This is a genomic window from Luteococcus sp. Sow4_B9 (assembly GCF_052116585.1).
In the GTDB taxonomy this organism is placed as follows: Bacteria; Actinomycetota; Actinomycetes; order Propionibacteriales; family Propionibacteriaceae; genus Luteococcus.
Window position 1 is genome coordinate 52665 of sequence record NZ_JBQKKT010000006.1, and the last position, 14710, is coordinate 67374.

The 14710-nt window shown below is 61.8% G+C and carries 15 protein-coding genes and 1 tRNA gene; 8 read left to right on the forward strand and 8 right to left on the reverse strand.

The features are described from left to right. Positions 1 to 81: 81 nt before the first annotated feature. The 7 genes from ACTQ49_RS05725 to ACTQ49_RS05755 all read right to left on the reverse strand — a co-directional run bounded on the left by ACTQ49_RS05725 (position 82) and on the right by ACTQ49_RS05755 (position 4760). Complete coding sequence (locus tag ACTQ49_RS05725) at positions 82 to 321, reverse strand: hypothetical protein (protein ID WP_441826887.1); 240 nt, start codon at positions 319 to 321, stop codon at positions 82 to 84. A 70-nt stretch (positions 322 to 391) separates the two neighbouring features. Then, positions 392 to 865: a DUF4411 family protein gene (locus ACTQ49_RS05730; protein ID WP_441826888.1), complete on the reverse strand. Its 474-nt coding sequence runs from the start codon at positions 863 to 865 to the stop codon at positions 392 to 394. Continuing rightward, the gene (locus ACTQ49_RS05735) at positions 865 to 2025 is read right to left on the reverse strand and encodes an ImmA/IrrE family metallo-endopeptidase (RefSeq protein ID WP_441826889.1); all 1161 of its coding nucleotides are present in this window, start codon (positions 2023 to 2025) and stop codon (positions 865 to 867) included. The genes ACTQ49_RS05730 and ACTQ49_RS05735 overlap by 1 nt, the downstream gene beginning before the upstream one ends. Positions 2026 to 2120: 95 nt before the next feature. Then, complete coding sequence (locus ACTQ49_RS05740; RefSeq protein WP_441826890.1) at positions 2121 to 2408, reverse strand: hypothetical protein; 288 nt, start codon at positions 2406 to 2408, stop codon at positions 2121 to 2123. A 5-nt stretch (positions 2409 to 2413) separates the two neighbouring features. Continuing rightward, positions 2414 to 2695: a hypothetical protein gene (locus ACTQ49_RS05745; protein WP_441826891.1), complete on the reverse strand. Its 282-nt coding sequence runs from the start codon at positions 2693 to 2695 to the stop codon at positions 2414 to 2416. Beyond that, entirely contained in the window at positions 2692 to 3897 is a 1206-nt protein-coding gene (locus ACTQ49_RS05750) for a hypothetical protein (protein WP_441826892.1), read from the reverse strand. Before ACTQ49_RS05750 ends, ACTQ49_RS05745 begins: the two co-directional genes overlap by 4 nt. Positions 3898 to 3941: 44 nt before the next feature. Continuing rightward, the gene (locus tag ACTQ49_RS05755; RefSeq protein WP_441826893.1) at positions 3942 to 4760 is read right to left on the reverse strand and encodes a hypothetical protein; all 819 of its coding nucleotides are present in this window, start codon (positions 4758 to 4760) and stop codon (positions 3942 to 3944) included. 599 nt (positions 4761 to 5359) lie between these two features. Here ACTQ49_RS05755 and ACTQ49_RS05760 point away from each other — a divergent pair. The 6 genes from ACTQ49_RS05760 (at position 5360) to ACTQ49_RS05785 (ending at position 10803) form a co-directional block, all read left to right on the forward strand. Beyond that, entirely contained in the window at positions 5360 to 6844 is a 1485-nt protein-coding gene (locus ACTQ49_RS05760) for an AAA family ATPase (protein WP_441826894.1), read from the forward strand. Between the two features lie 209 nt (positions 6845 to 7053). Further along, positions 7054 to 7701, forward strand: a complete 648-nt coding sequence (locus ACTQ49_RS05765; RefSeq protein WP_441826895.1) for an HNH endonuclease — start codon at positions 7054 to 7056, stop codon at positions 7699 to 7701. 201 nt (positions 7702 to 7902) lie between these two features. Beyond that, the gene (locus ACTQ49_RS05770; RefSeq protein ID WP_441826971.1) at positions 7903 to 8577 is read left to right on the forward strand and encodes a replication initiator; all 675 of its coding nucleotides are present in this window, start codon (positions 7903 to 7905) and stop codon (positions 8575 to 8577) included. 240 nt (positions 8578 to 8817) lie between these two features. Beyond that, a complete protein-coding gene (locus ACTQ49_RS05775; protein ID WP_441826896.1) occupies positions 8818 to 8997 on the forward strand; it encodes a helix-turn-helix domain-containing protein in 180 nt (59 codons plus the stop codon). Next, a complete protein-coding gene (locus ACTQ49_RS05780) occupies positions 8994 to 10136 on the forward strand; it encodes a site-specific integrase (RefSeq protein WP_441826897.1) in 1143 nt (380 codons plus the stop codon). The genes ACTQ49_RS05775 and ACTQ49_RS05780 overlap by 4 nt, the downstream gene beginning before the upstream one ends. A 124-nt stretch (positions 10137 to 10260) precedes the next feature. After that, the gene (locus tag ACTQ49_RS05785) at positions 10261 to 10803 is read left to right on the forward strand and encodes a hypothetical protein (RefSeq protein ID WP_441826898.1); all 543 of its coding nucleotides are present in this window, start codon (positions 10261 to 10263) and stop codon (positions 10801 to 10803) included. Between the two features lie 129 nt (positions 10804 to 10932). Here the strand turns inward: ACTQ49_RS05785 and ACTQ49_RS05790 are convergent. Beyond that, positions 10933 to 11008, reverse strand: a tRNA-Thr gene (locus ACTQ49_RS05790). Positions 11009 to 11134: 126 nt separating this feature from the next. On the opposite strand from ACTQ49_RS05790, the gene ACTQ49_RS05795 reads away from it, so the two are divergent. Together ACTQ49_RS05795 and ACTQ49_RS05800 are read left to right on the forward strand one after the other, a co-directional pair. Then, on the forward strand, positions 11135 to 14197 hold the full coding sequence (locus ACTQ49_RS05795; protein ID WP_441826899.1) for a DUF3427 domain-containing protein: 3063 nt from the start codon (positions 11135 to 11137) through the stop codon (positions 14195 to 14197). A gap of 27 nt (positions 14198 to 14224) precedes the next feature. Beyond that, positions 14225 to 14704: a hypothetical protein gene (locus ACTQ49_RS05800; RefSeq protein WP_441826900.1), complete on the forward strand. Its 480-nt coding sequence runs from the start codon at positions 14225 to 14227 to the stop codon at positions 14702 to 14704. Positions 14705 to 14710 lie beyond the last annotated feature (6 nt).

Below are 14710 nucleotides of genomic sequence, written 5' to 3' on the forward strand. Positions count from 1 at the left end.
TTCGAGAGATGACTCTGTTCGGTCTCTCCCCCGGCACACGCGGGCGTGTGCTGTGCACTTGTCCTTCAAACGTCTAGCTGCTCACAGGGGCTCGCCGCAGCTAGCGCACACGGTCTCGCCCTCCTCGTAGATCTGGCCGCAGCAGTAGCTGGTGCCAATCCCCGATTCACCGTCATGCTCTGCAAAGCAGAACTTGCAGAGGTCGCTGACATCCTCGTTGTCGTTGACATCGCCACATGCAGCACAGAGAACTGGGGCATCATCTCCCTCGGTCACGTCAGCACCTGTGTGATTGCCGAGCAATCTGCCGAAGAGCCCCATCGCCGCTTCCTATCGTCGTGAATAGTACGGTCAGCATACAAACGGACGCAGCACGAGCTGACACTCAGCCTCAGAATGTCCAACCCTCGCTTGTGATCACACGCACGAGGGCTCCGTGCGGGACCTGCCTCTTGTCGCAAACATACGGAATCTTGGGCTTCGCGGGCCCGCCGCCCTTCTCGCCCGTGATGACGGTCCCGTCGAGGGCTTCTGCCACCGCAATCACGAACGGGTCAGCGCCATTCTTGCGCCCTTGCTTGGCCCACTGTGGGTAGTCGCGCATGATGGCACCGACAATTGCAGCCACGGCTGCATCCGTGTTGCGGATCGCCTGATTGCGCGCCGCATTGACATCCTCGCACCAATCCTTGGTGGCCGAGGCGACGCGAATGGCCTCCTTCCAAGCCTCTTCCGAGATGAGGAGTCGACCTTGCGCGATGAGGTCATCAATCTTCTCCCAGAGGGCCGGGAAGTTCTTCTGTGGGTAGAACCTCTCGAGACCATCGATCAGCGCGCTGGTGTCGAAGGAGTACAGGTTCGTCATCAGAATGCCCCTACCATAGTTGCCAGCTTGGGCACCTTGTCGAATTTCACGTCCAGCATGACAGCCAGGTCGCGTGAGCTGACAGCATCTTCGCCATAAGCCTGGAGCACCTTACGAATGAACGGGCGCCCCAAGTCGCGCACCTTGAGCTGATAGTAGATGGGAGCCTCCCCGTCCCTCGAAGCTTTTTCATCCGCCTTGTACGACTTGTAGGCCTGACGAAAGGCCGGACGCAACTCGAAGTATTCGTCCCAGGTCACCTTGCCCATGGAAACGAAGCGCAGGGTGGCAGCCTCGCCGCTCGCGCCGAACTCCTTGCCGAGTGCAGACATCTGTTGGACGGTCAAGGGGCGCGTGAGATGCACGAGGAGTGCATTCATTTCCCCCCAGGGCATCAAGGCAGCTCCCGCGGCGGCATCGCACAACCGCTCAACAGCCTTGTCGGACTCCTGCTGCAGATCACAAAGTCCGCTGGCACGAAGGCCGACATGTACGAGCTCGTGGAGCAGCGTGAAGATCTTTCCTCGAGGCCAGTCAGCACCGTTGAGGGCGATGACCGGAAATTGATCCTCGGCCAATGAAAAGCCGCGCATGGCGTCAGCGGAAACGTTCTGGACCTGGATCACCAAGACTCCCAGACGCTCGACCCTGTCCACCAAGAGGCGCAACGTCTCGTCTGGCCGCTGCAGCTTGCCCGTCGACAACGAGTCAATCTTCAGCAGCGACCGGAGTAGCGAGCCGATCTTCTCAGGCCCGTCAGTCTTCGAGAAGCTGAACTTCGGGCTACGCGACTCGATCTCCTCGCCCAACAGTTCCGAGATCTCCAACAAGTCCTCGCGTTGCTGTCTGGCACGGATGATGGCCTTCTGGAGGGCAGCCGGCTGTACATGATCCTGCTCACTAGGCCGGCGGAAGTCGGGCAACGCGGGCGTGACTTCATCTCGCGGCGGCTCGGGCATCAAGAGCGCACCCAAGGGGCGCGAGTAGACCTTGGCCAGCTGGCGCAGCTGGTTCATGGTGGGGTTCAACAACCCGTCTTCCCACTGCTTCAGTTGGTCGACCTTGACGCGAAGACGCTCAGATGCGGTTTCTTGGTCAAGGCCAGCGGTTTGACGAGCCCACTGCAGCACCTCACCGTTGACAGGGATTCGCGTGACCATGAGCGACTCCCCTCGTCTCGATGCTGCGCCTTGTCGGATGCGATCCTAGTTCAGTGAACGCCTGCTTGCCGGGACATTGTGAGTTCTGGTCAGCGCTACTCAAGGTAGGTGACCCTCTCCCCCGGCAGGAAGTCCTCCTCACCAGGGGACACAGCCCACAGCAGGATCGGCCAGCCGATGACGTCGGTGATCTCGCGGCCGATGCGCCCGAGGTCACTCGCGGTCATCTCTTGTCGTGGGACGACGTAGACCTCGAGGGCTACGCCGGGCGGCAGGGTGCGGCCCGACGCCACCAGACCTGCGACACGCGGGTGGTCGAGGCCGGCCGCGAGACAGAGGTCGCGCAGCTGGTCAGCAACAAGAAGGAGGTCGAAGGAGTCCATGCGTGTCAGACCCCTCCGCGGCCACCCTTACCGCCCTTGCCTGCGTTCTTGGTCGAGCGAGTGCCAAACCCCTCCCAGATGGCTGCCTGGAAGTCCGCGTTGTTCCGCTCACGGCGACGCTTCTCCCTGGCCGGGTCAAACTGCTCGACGGCCTCGTCATACGTGATCTGGGCGAGTGAATCCACAGCAGTGTTCGTGAGCTCCTCACTGCCATGTCGAACGATGTGCCTGTCGTCCACCAGTTCCCAGACGACGTCTGCCAGCTTGTTCTGCTTGATGACACTCATGCCATGCGACCCGTCACGTCGTACTCGAACAACGACTTGTTCGAGTTCCTCTTTCTAATGACCTCGACCTTCACATCCGTGAAGCCAAGATCCTTCAGCATCGTTGCGTACCAGTCTTGGGCGGGAACCACATGGCCGTAGAATGTTGAATTTCCGACGATGTAGGACACTCGACCCCCGTCCTTGAGGATGCTTGGCACCCATTGGAAGTGCTGCCACATGTCCACGAAGTACTTGTGAACGTAGTTGGCGAGCACAGGGCCGTTCTTGCCTCCATCGGCTCTGATCGACTCGCAGACCTGCATCATGGCCTCGTCCGCAGGCGTGGAGAGTTCAGCAGACCATGCTCCGACCTTGGTGGTGGCCGAACCCCACGTGCCTCCGATGGCCTTCCAGTCGAGATCGCCGGCGTCTGAAGCTACGTCCAGGTAGCGAAGCCAGTACATGTAGGGCCTGAGCTCTCGGATGTAGGACATTCGGTTCACATAAGGGGGTGAGGTCAAGAGAACATCGGCCTTGCGGAGGCCTTCGGGTGAGACGTCGTTCCCACGACTGTCGCCCAGAAGGACGGCTCCTTCGCCCATGAGGTCAAGCCTGGCGCTCTCGACGATGGTTCCCAGCTCGGCGGTGAACGAATCCAAGGTCCGGGCGACATCGTCAAGTTCGAACAACACCGCTTCCCCGTCGCTGGCTTTGAACGACATCGACTGATGGTTGAAGGCGGCGTTGCTGGAAGCGATCAGGGTTCGACACAGCGCGATTTCCATAAGATCGCGGACTTGACCGTGGTGCTTGTCGATAGCTGAACGCAAACCCTTGAGAGCATGCAACGCTCCAGGACTCCACCACTTCTCGATCTTGAACAGCGATGGCTGCCAGAGGTCAGCAGTCGATTCAAGGCTGCGTGCGAAGGCAACGGCGTGGTGCCCTGCCTCACGGGTCTGCTCGAGCGCCTCGGGCGAGTAGTGCGCCATCTTGGTGTTGCCCAACCACACGAGGAATGGGTTGACATCGACCGATTGACCGTAGTGCCCAAGCTCGGCCGCGGCCAGAGGGGTCGTCCCGGTGCCCGAGAAGGGATCGGTGATGACCGCTCCACTTGGCAGTGTCGAGATTCGCTCACGGACGAGCTTGACCCCGTAGGCCGGCGTGAGCCGAAGCCATCCATGACGGCCCACGCCCATGTTGGCCTTGAACGTCATGTGTTCGTTGCGAGGCAACGACCGACGGGATGGCAAGGCAGATGTCACTTGGGCTCCAATAGCGATTTGAGGATCTTTTCAACGTCTTGACGAAGCAGCGCTGTGTTGCGTTCGAAGAAGGCCGGGAGGTCGTATCCGACCACATCGTCCAGGAAGCTGTAGGTGCTTGTCTGGGCGTCGCGCTGGCCTACTGTACCCATGAGCACCGACCAGTTGCCGACCATGTACCGGGCACGCACAGCATGGTTGATCTGGGTGCTCATGATCACCAACACAGGCAGGTAGCCGTGTCCGAGTGCTTGGGCAGCGTTGGCCAGGTCTCCGTTCTGACGCTTTGAATCAGCGCTCTTGTAGCCTTGGCGCACCTCGAAGACGGCACCCTTCAGCGGGGTGCTGATGTCGAGTAGCGCTTGCTGCTGCTGGACCCACTGGCTGATCCGGTCCTTGGCGGCTGCGTCCTGTACATCGTTCAGGTCGACCCGTCCGTCCAGTTCCAGCTTGCGGCTCTTCAGGGGCTTGCCCGGCTGATCCGGGTCAGGCTCAGGCAGGTACTCGTAGGCCCACTTGACCTGCTCGGCCGCCAGGCCGAGCTGATCTCGAAGAATCTGACGGAAGAGTCGCTCACAACCGATGCCAAGCTGCCGGTACACCGAGGTCATGCCTCCAGCAGCCTTGTGAGCGGCATACATCAGCGGCGAGTCAAGTCCCATCCAGTGATACAGCGGATCATCCCCGTAGAGGATCGTGAACTGGTCAACATCGACGTTGTCCTGTCCACCCATCTTTGGCCGATAGTCGGCACACTTGCGCAAGGGCGCCAGCAGCAATTCGCAGTACTTGGAGTCCTGGAGGGATTCAGTCATGACAGGACTCTAGGGCCAGCCCTGCCCTCTCGACGTGGCGACTCCCCAGTCCAGCGCTGCGGTGGATAACCATGGAACGCAGGACGTGAGCTGACCGGTGAGCTGACTGACGCACAAGAAGGGATTCCCGCATCTGCGGGAATCCCTTCTGTGCAAGACCTTCCAAGAACTTCCAGAGCCACCCAGGGGAGTCGAACCCCTGACCTACGCATTACGAGAAGCATCAGGAGGCACTGGAGATCTGCTCCTCTGGGTGATCATCGTCCCGTGGCGTCCCCCTGCGACCCGCAAAGCCCTGCCGTTTGGCTGCAACTCTGGCTGCACTTTGAGGTCTCGCTAGAGGGGCAGTCTCTGCGTGCGGCGCTTCGCCCCTAGCCCGAGGGGTTAGCCGCGCCGAGGGACCACCGAGTGATCGCGGCACCGCTCCGGCACCGCGAGACGCAGCCGGGGGTCCCTCGATGGCCTCATTCGCCTCGTCTAAGCCCATCGGCCTTTCTAGAGGCGCGTGCCGCAAGAGGTTAAGAGTGGGTGGATGTCACGAATGGGCAGACGGATGAGCTGTGATGCCATAGGATCGTCATGATGGAAGGAGCGATCCCGTGACAACAATTCATGTCGGACAGCCCACCGACGCCCAGTCACTGCCACCAGGCCATTTCCTCTTGGCGCACGATGGATGGAACGACTGGTGGGAGTACGAGACGCTCTACCTTCTCCGCTACAAGACACCCGCCAATGAAATTGAGAATATTGGGTGGGTGAAAGTAGCCTCCAAAGAATTCGAGGGTCGAGTACCCAAACTAGAAAAGATCATCACCAAGAATAACTCTGGAACTTTCTCCTTGGGTCAAGATGTTTCCTACTATAAGAATCTTCGCGCGATAGTACCAGAAGAAGCGGAAACTGTCCTGAAGCTCCTTGGCGATATTGCGTATTCTGATGAAATAAGACGCAGAGTCTATCCATTAGGAGTAACCACTCGGTCACTCCTCCGCAGCGTTGGGAAGGAGACGCTTGAGGGCCAGCTCAAACGAGCATCCCGGGGAGGAGCAATGCTCACCCCCTATGATTTCAAGTTCTCCCGCCAAGAATCATCCCGAATGGGGGCAGTGGAACTGCAATTCGCTGTGAAGCCCGACTCGCAGCCGCCGACTAATCTGCAGATTCTTATCGGACGCAATGGCGCAGGAAAATCGACGCTTCTGACGCAGATCTTGAACACTTTTCAAAACCGAGAGAAGCTCGGCGTCAAGATCACCAACCTGGTTGTAGTTTCCTTCAGCGCTTTCGACTTTTTCGGAACCCCCCTAGAGGCCGAAGGCGCGAAGCGACCGGTCGAATTCATCGGCCTAAAGAAGCCGATGGAGGATCCCTTTGATCCAACGGAACTCAAGTCCGACGTGGATCTTGGCGCCGAACTCAAGAAATCCCTCACCGAATGCATGGCCCAGCCAAGGAGATCTCGACTCATCCGCGCCATCGAAATTCTGGAGAATGATCCGATTTTCGCGGAATCAAAGATTTCCGAGTCGCTGGCATCAGAGCGTACCCCCAAGGAGATTATTAACGAGGTTGCCGAGAAGTACTGGCGCTTGAGCTCTGGACATCGCATTGTATTTCTCACGACAACTAGGCTTGTCGACTCAGTTCGCGAAAAGAGCCTAGTGCTAATTGATGAGCCAGAGGCACACCTGCACCCTCCCTTGCTGAGTGCATACATGAGAGCACTGAGCGATCTCTTGATCGATCGAAACGGGCTGGCAATCATTGCTACTCACTCGCCCGTTGTTCTGCAGGAAGTTCCACGCTCCTGCGTGTGGAAGGTGACGCGGTCTGGCCGTCAAACGGCGGTCGCCCGGCCCGATATCGAGACTTTCGGAGAGAACGTCGGGACTCTCACGCATGAGATTTTCGGACTCGAGGTCGAGGGAACGGGATTCTATAGGCTGCTCCGCGACATGACCGAGGACCTCGGCTCCTACAAGGCAGTCCTGAAGGCGCTGGATAACCAACTCGGTAAAGAGGGACGCGGACTGCTGCGTGCAATGACTCTTCTCGCAGAAGAGGGGGTGAGTTTTGAGTAATGTGGCAGCTAGAACCGCCCACACTTACCGTCGATGATATCGTCGAAGCTTGCACCCAAGGACGCACAAGTTTGACAAAGAGACGACTCTCCGCGGCCAAGACTGATCTCCAGATCATTTCCCAGAATTATCAGCGAGCCGCGGCCATGAGCGAATGTTGGAGTCTAACGCCAAAAGAATGCACGTCACGCAAAGTGACTAAAACTGACATGGAGAAGGCCTACAACAATCTCCTCGTAGGCGGGTCCGGCTGCGATATTTATGACAAAATTTTGGCAAGCGCTAAATTGACTCGATGCACATACTGCGAACGCCTTGATGCAGATACATTGGATCACTTTTTACCCATTAGCAGCTATTCGGCACTGGGATTGGACCCCTGGAATCTGATACCCGCCTGCCAAGCATGCAATAAGAAGCTCTTGGCTCTTACCGCAGACACTGCTTTAACCGAACATATACACCCATACTTTTGGCGCGACGATGCGCGATGGCTCTCAGGCAAGGTACTGAGATACGAGGAGCCTCTCATCGATTTTTTCGTTTCCGCGCCAGATGACTGGGATGGCACTACGACCGCGCGCGTAGTTAATTACTTCACCGCATTGAACCTACGTGGACGATACATGAAAGCCTCAGCGGGTCGGGTTATCGAGGTCGCCGACTCCCTTCTAGCTGGAACCGAGGTTCACGCGGGAGATCTATCAAACGCACCCGAAGTGTTGCTGAACTCTGCCGATAAGGATGCGAATAAGCTAGGGGAAAATCACTGGGGGGTCGTTCTCCAACGCACACTCGCAGCAGATAGTTGGTTTTGCGATGTGTGGCTTCCACGCTACGCAGAAGGACTCGAGTGACGGCAGCGGCGGGCTCGCAGCGAGCGCAGCGAGCGAGGACACAAGCCGGTGTCGACCCCGAGCGCAGCGACGGGCTTGATCTCATAGAGCACAAGTCAGCAGCACGCTCGAGTGAGGGCCACAGAGACATGTGAGCGCACAAGCAGTGGCGCCCTCAGTGCGCCTCAGGGGAAGAACCGTCGCCCTCTTCGTCGGTAGAGGCTGGCGCCGTACGATTCCAACTGCGGCACCCAGACCGACATCAAGGGCATTGTTGCCGGGACGCCCGACGCTGATCGCGCCGTCCGTTACCTGGTGAAGTACCTCAACAAGTCGATTGCCGAGCCCTTCGCGGATGACGACGCCGACGCCGCCTATGAGGCGCACATCGACCGGCTCCACTGCGAACTGCGCTGGCTGCCCTGCTCCGAACAGTGCTCCAACTGGCTCCGCTACGGGGTGCAGCCCGCGGGGGCCGCTGAGGGGATGGTTCCTGGATCCTGCCCGAAGAAGCACCACGATCGTGAACACCTCGGACTGGGTGGCCGTCGCTGCCTCGTCTCCCGCAAGTGGACCGGCAAGACGCTGAAGCGCCACAAGGCAGACCGTGCCCAGGTGGTGAAGGAGGCCCTGCTCAATTACGGCTACGTGGCCCCGGAAATCGAGCGTCTCTCGGCAGAAGTCCTGGCCGACGACGGCAAGCCGCGCTACCTGTGGACGCCCAAGCAGGCGAACCCGGCCACGTACTCGCGGATCATCATGCGCGGGATCCAGGAGAAGCGCCTGTGGATCAGCCAGTACTCCGAGGCCAAGACGTTCCAAGCTGCCGTCGAACGTCAGGCGCGGAGCGAACTCAAGACCAACGCCCCGGTCATCAATTCAGCAACTCCGCCGTAGCGCTGGCAGCTGGTCCCGCATGAACCCTGTCGCCGGCGCGAGCCAAGCGCATTTGCGCATGGTCCGGCTGTGTGAAAGCGCTCATCTCCCTTGCCGACGTTCTCATCAACGTCCTCAGCACCACGGTTGAACTTCCCCTTCTGGAGCAGTTCGACATCCTCCTCGAAGCCCTCTCAGAGGCACTGCGCCCCTGGGACGAACTCCGCCCTTGGATCAAAACCCCACGAAAGGAACCCCTCCATGGAAAAGCTCATGGTGACCGTCGCCGAAGTCGCACAGATGCTCGGCGTCTGCCGCAACCGCGTGTACGAACTCATCTACTCCGGCCAACTTGCCTCCGTGAAGATGGGCCGCTCCCGCCGGATCGCTGTTGACGAGCTCAAGCGCTTCGTCGCGGCCAGCACCGAGGCTGCGGCATGAGCCAGTCCGGGAACCGTCGCGGCAACGGTGAAGGAGCCGTCTACAAGACCGGGGCTGGCGCCTGGCGCGGCTACGCGGATCTGGGTTGGAAGGACGGCAAGCGGCAGCGCAAGTACGTCTCCGGCCGGACCAAGGCCGACGTACAGCAGAAGGTCCGCCGCCTGATGACGCAGGCTGAGGAGGGCACGGTCATCGCTGGCCGGTCGCCCACCCTGCAGGCTTGGCTCACCCAGTACCTCGACGAGGTGGCCTCCCAGACGGTGCGCCCGTCCACCCTGCGCCGGTACCGGCAGGAGGCGCGGTTGTACATCATTCCCGTGCTGGGGAAGCTCCGTCTGGACAAGCTGACGCCCCACCACATCTCCGACTTCTACCAGCTGATGGGCCGTCGGCTGTCGGCTGGCAGCGTTCGTCGGCTCCATGCCCTGCTCCGTCGCTCCTTGACCGTGGCCGTGCGGTGGAAGCTGATGGCCAGCAATCCCGTTCTGGCGGTCGATCCCCCGTCGGTCACTCGGCAGGAGGTGAAACCGTGGACCCTGGAGCAGACCCGCGCGTTCCTCGTCTTCATCGAGTCCCGGCCCATGGCGGCACGCTGGCAGTTGGCGGTGGTCCTCGGGCTGCGCCAGGGCGAAACCCTCGGCCTCTCGTGGGAGGACATCGACTGGGCCGGACAGACGCTGCGGATCCGCAAGGCGCTGAGCTACCGTCCCGGTGAAGGCTTGGTCCTTGGTGAGCCGAAGACTGCCCGGTCCCGTCGGACCATTCCGCTGCCCGAGCCGCTCGTCCGCTCCCTCAAGACCCACCGGGCCGAACAGGACCAGCAGCGGGCCGAGGCTGGCGACGAGTGGGAGGAAACTGGCTTGGTCTTCACGACTGCACAGGGCAAGCCGCTGCATCCGCGCAACGACTACCGGACCTTCCAGCACCACCTGCGGGACACCGGCCTGCCGCCCATCCGGCTGCACGACCTGCGCCATACGGCCGCGTCCAACATGCTGACGGAAGGCATCCATGCCCGCGTGGTGATGGAGACGCTCGGCCACTCGACCTTCGACCTGACGATGAACACCTATAGCCACGTGGCTCCCAAGGTGTCCCGCGAGGCTGCCGACACTATGGCCGCCGCATTGTGGACGTAGGGACAGGCGGACTCGATCAACTGGGAACCTTGACCGCAACAACTCCATTTGCAGGCCTCACCAGCCTGCCGCTTTGAAGCAGTACCCCAGGTTTCCAACCAAACCGACAGAAGGAAGCAGCAGAATGGTGAGCCAGCAGGAACCGATGACCTTAGAAGCCGTCTTCAACGCCCCGTGGATCGACGATGATCCCAACACGCAGTACCGCGTCACGTTGACGTGGGAGCTGATCCAGAGGCCTCTCAGCCCTGCCGACCCGCGCCACTCCAACGATGGTGCACAGACCGCCGACGTGGAAGAGCCGCGAACTCAGTTAGTGGTGAGCCTCTCCATCCCCGATATCGAGACGGTGCAGCGTGTCAAACAGCACTTCGGCATGACCACCGCAGACGCGCTCCTCCATGCCGTCGATCTGGACACCGAGGAAGCTTCACGGCTGGTAGCTGCCCATCAAGGGTCAGAAGCGGACGCCCTGACCCTCTTCCGGTTCGCGGGCACCTCGAAGAGCCGGCGCCCAGCCGCACCCTGCAAGCAGTTGAGCTGTCGCTTGCTCGAAAGCGATCTGGCCGTGATCGACGAACTGGTGGAGGCCACGGGCGCATCCAGTCGCCGCGAGCTGTTCGAGGCCTGTGTCCCCTCGCTGCCTAGTCGCCTCGGCATGCACTGAGCCACAGGCACCGATGCCCGTCGATCTCGCCGGAAGGCCAAAAGCTGCAACATTTGCTGCAATCCGCGAGATTGGCGGGCGTTCCCGCTCACTGGACAAATGAAAAAGCCCCCTGACAAGGGGACTTGGTGGAGCCGCCCAGGGGAGTCGAACCCCTGACCTACGCATTACGAGTGCGTTGCTCTACCAACTGAGCTAGGGCGGCACGCCCGCCGGAGCGGACCAGAGAACTATAGCCGGTCCGCGGGCTCGGACGCGAAACGAGCCCGCGGCTGACATCCGTCGGCCGGCCTCACCAGAGTTGTCAGAGGCTTGTGCCAACCTGGTCCTCATGAGTCACCACGGCGCGGAAGCCGGCCTGTACGAGAGCCTCATCACACGCGCCCTCGCCGACGAGTTGGCCGCCTCACCGCTGTCCGCCGACTACGGCGACATCGACCCCGCCGACCAGCCCGACGTCCTCGCCCGTCACCTGGCCGAAGCCCTGCGTCGCCGCCTGCCGCGCAACCCCGACGAGCGGGTCGCCGTCGTGAAGCAACTTCTGGACCTGCTGGATTCTCCCGAAGACGAGCCGCTGGCTCCCATTCGGCAGCTCACGCGTCTCAGCCCCGAGGCTGGCCCTGGAACCCGAGCGGTCACTCACCTGCGCCCCAGCACTCCCCTGTCCGACGTGGCCCTTCTCACCAACGCCCCCGGCGAACCCAACCTCGGCCACGAACTGCGCGCGGAGATGGCCTCGGCGGACCGGATCGACCTGCTTTGCGCCTTCGTCCAGTGGCACGGCCTGCGCTTCCTGGAAGCCGAGCTTGCCGACGCCCGGGAGCGCGGCGTCCCCATCCGCGTCGTCACCACCACCTACATCGGCGGCACGGAACGCCGCGCGCTGGACCGGCTGATCGAGGAGTTCGGCGCCGAGGTCCGCGTCCAGTACGACGCCCGCGTCACCCGCCTGCACGCCAAGGCGTGGCTCTTCCACCGTCGCTCCGGCTTCGACACCGCCTACGTCGGCTCCTCCAACCTGTCCCGCGCCGCCCTCGTCGACGGCGCAGAGTGGAATGTGCGGCTCTCGTCAGCCAGCACAGGGCACCTGCTGGACAAGTTCGCCGCCACCTTCGAGTCCTACTGGAACAGCGACCAGTTCCAGCCCTACCGCGGGCCCATCGACGCCGACCGGCTCGACCAGGAACTGGCCCGTGCCAAGGGCATCAAGCAGGGCTCATCCGAGACCCAGATCTCCGGTCTCGAGGTGCGTCCCTACCCCTACCAGCAGACGATCCTCGACGCGCTGGCCTCGGAGCGCACCGCGCATGACCGCCACCGCAACCTGATCGTCGCCGCCACCGGCACGGGCAAGACCGTGATGGCCGCCCTCGACTACAAGTCCCTGTGCACCGGCCCCACGCGCCCCACGCTGCTCTTCGTTGCCCACCGCCGCGAGATCCTCACCCAGTCGCGCCGCACCTACCGCGAGGTCCTGGGCGACGGCATCTTCGGTGAACTGTTCGTCGATGGCAACCGCCCCGAGAAGTGGGATCACGTCTTCGCGAGCATCCAGTCGCTGTCTGGCTACGGGGTGGAGAACATCCCCGCCGACGCCTTCGACGTCGTGGTGGTTGACGAGTTCCACCACGCCGAGGCCAGCACCTACCGTCGGCTCCTGGAGCACTTGCAGCCCAAGGAATTGCTGGGCCTGACCGCCACGCCGGAACGCGGTGACGGGCTGGACGTGCGTGGCTTCTTCGGCGGCCGGGTGGCCGCGGAGCTGCGCGTCTGGGATGCCATCCAGAGCGGTCTGTTGTCGCCCTTCCACTACTTCGGAATCAGCGACGGCGTTGACCTCACCCAAGTGAACTGGCGCCAGGGCCGCTACGACATCAACGAGCTCGAGAAGATCTACACCGGCAGCGACGCCCGGGCACGCCTGGTGCTCAATCAACTGCGCGCCAAGGTGATGAATCCGGGCGCCATGAAGGCCATCGGCTTCTGCGTCAGCGTCAACCACGCGCACTTCATGGCCGACGCCTTCCAACGCGCCGGACTCCCGTCAGTGGCGCTCACGGGTGCCCATTCCAGTGCGGAACGCGACGCCGCCGTCGCCAAGCTGCGTGCCGGCGAGCTGTGCTGCATCTTCACCGTCGACATCTTCAACGAGGGCGTCGACATCCCGGAGATCGACACCGTGATGCTCCTGCGCCCCACGGAATCCCCGACGATCTTCCTGCAACAGTTGGGCCGCGGTCTGCGCACCAGCCCCGGCAAGGACGTGCTCACCGTCCTGGACTTTGTCGCCCAGCACCGCAAGGAGTACCGCTTGGACCTGCGCTTCCGCGCCCTGACGGGGCATCGTGGCAAAAAGCTGGAGAAGCAGGTGGACCAGGGCTTCCCCCTGCTGCCATCGGGTTGCCAGATCGTGCTGGACCGCGTCGCACAGCAGACGGTTATGCAGAACCTCAAGGACAACCTGCAGATGCGCTGGCCGCAGCTGGTCGGCGAGCTGCGCTCCGAACCCACGGCTTCACTGCGCGACTTCCTTGACGACAATCACCTGGAGCTCAACCAGGTGATCCGCCCCTCGGCAAACCGCAGCTGGACGCACCTGCGCGCCGACGCCGGTCTCATCGAGCCCTTGTCCCGTGAGGATTCCCAGCTTCTGCGACGAGTTCGTGCCGTCACGCACGTCGACGATCCGGTGCGCGCCGCGGACTACCAGGCGGTCCTCGAAGGCCGGGAAACCCGCAGCCGACGACTCGCAGAAATGATGTTCTGGACCATCTGGCCCGATGGCGGCGGCTTTGCTTCGGTGGACGAAGGCCTTGCCACCCTGCAGAAGCACCCGCTGGTCACCGACGAGATGCGCCAAGTGGTTGACCTCGCCTTCGACGCCAGCAGACGGATCACCGTCGATATGAGCGGGCCGCTGGCCGGATTGCCGCTGCGCCCGCACGCGAGCTACACCCGCGAGGAGATCCTGGCGGCACTCGGTCACGCGCGGCCAGGTCGGGCACCATCGAACTTCCGCGAGGGCGTGTTGTTCACCGACGTCGATGGCGAGCCGGTTGATGCCTTCTTCATCACGCTCAAGAAGTCCGAGGCGGATTACTCACCCACCACGCTCTACCGTGACTACCCAATCAGCCGCACCGAGTTCCACTGGGAATCGCAGTCGACGACGTCGGTGAACTCCAAGACGGGACAGCGCTACCTGACCGGCGGCAGCACCCCGCTGCTGTTCGTGCGACAGCAGAGGCAGGGTGAGTTCGGCACGTCGCCGTATGTCTTCCTGGGCGACGCCCAGTACGTCAGCCACACCGGAGACCGGCCCATTGCGATCACCTGGCGCCTGCGCCACCCGATGCCCGCGGACCTGTTCGCCGCGACCTCGATCACGCAGTAATTCAGCCCTGGAGTCGCATTCAAATCTATGCTGAAAGACATGATTATCACGCCCTCGCTAGATCCGGATATGTACGGCCTAGCAGAACTTGCTGATTGGTCCGAATGGATCCCGTTCCTCGAAGGCACTACGCAAGCCCCGCGTCACCCCGGGGTCTACTTGATCCGATTCTCTGGAAGCATTCGCTACGTTGGCATGGCCAGGGAGAGGTCGGGCAAAGGCATCTGGGGAAGGCTCAGCAAGTACCGTTCGGGCAAGGCCGCAACAAGCGGTTTTGGCGAGCATGCTATGGACTTGGCCCTTGCAGATACTGAATGGCTCATGGATCGCATCGAACACCTGGCTGCCTCGGGGCCGGAGCGGACGACGGAGTGGGCAAAGCTGGCCATCGACCGGCTAAATCCCGAACTGTCCTGGGCGGTTGCCAGCAGTGGGCAGGCAGCGAAGCTACTGGAGCACCAGACCATTGCTCGTCTCCGCCCCGACGGACTTCTCTTGAACCGATGAGCGCGG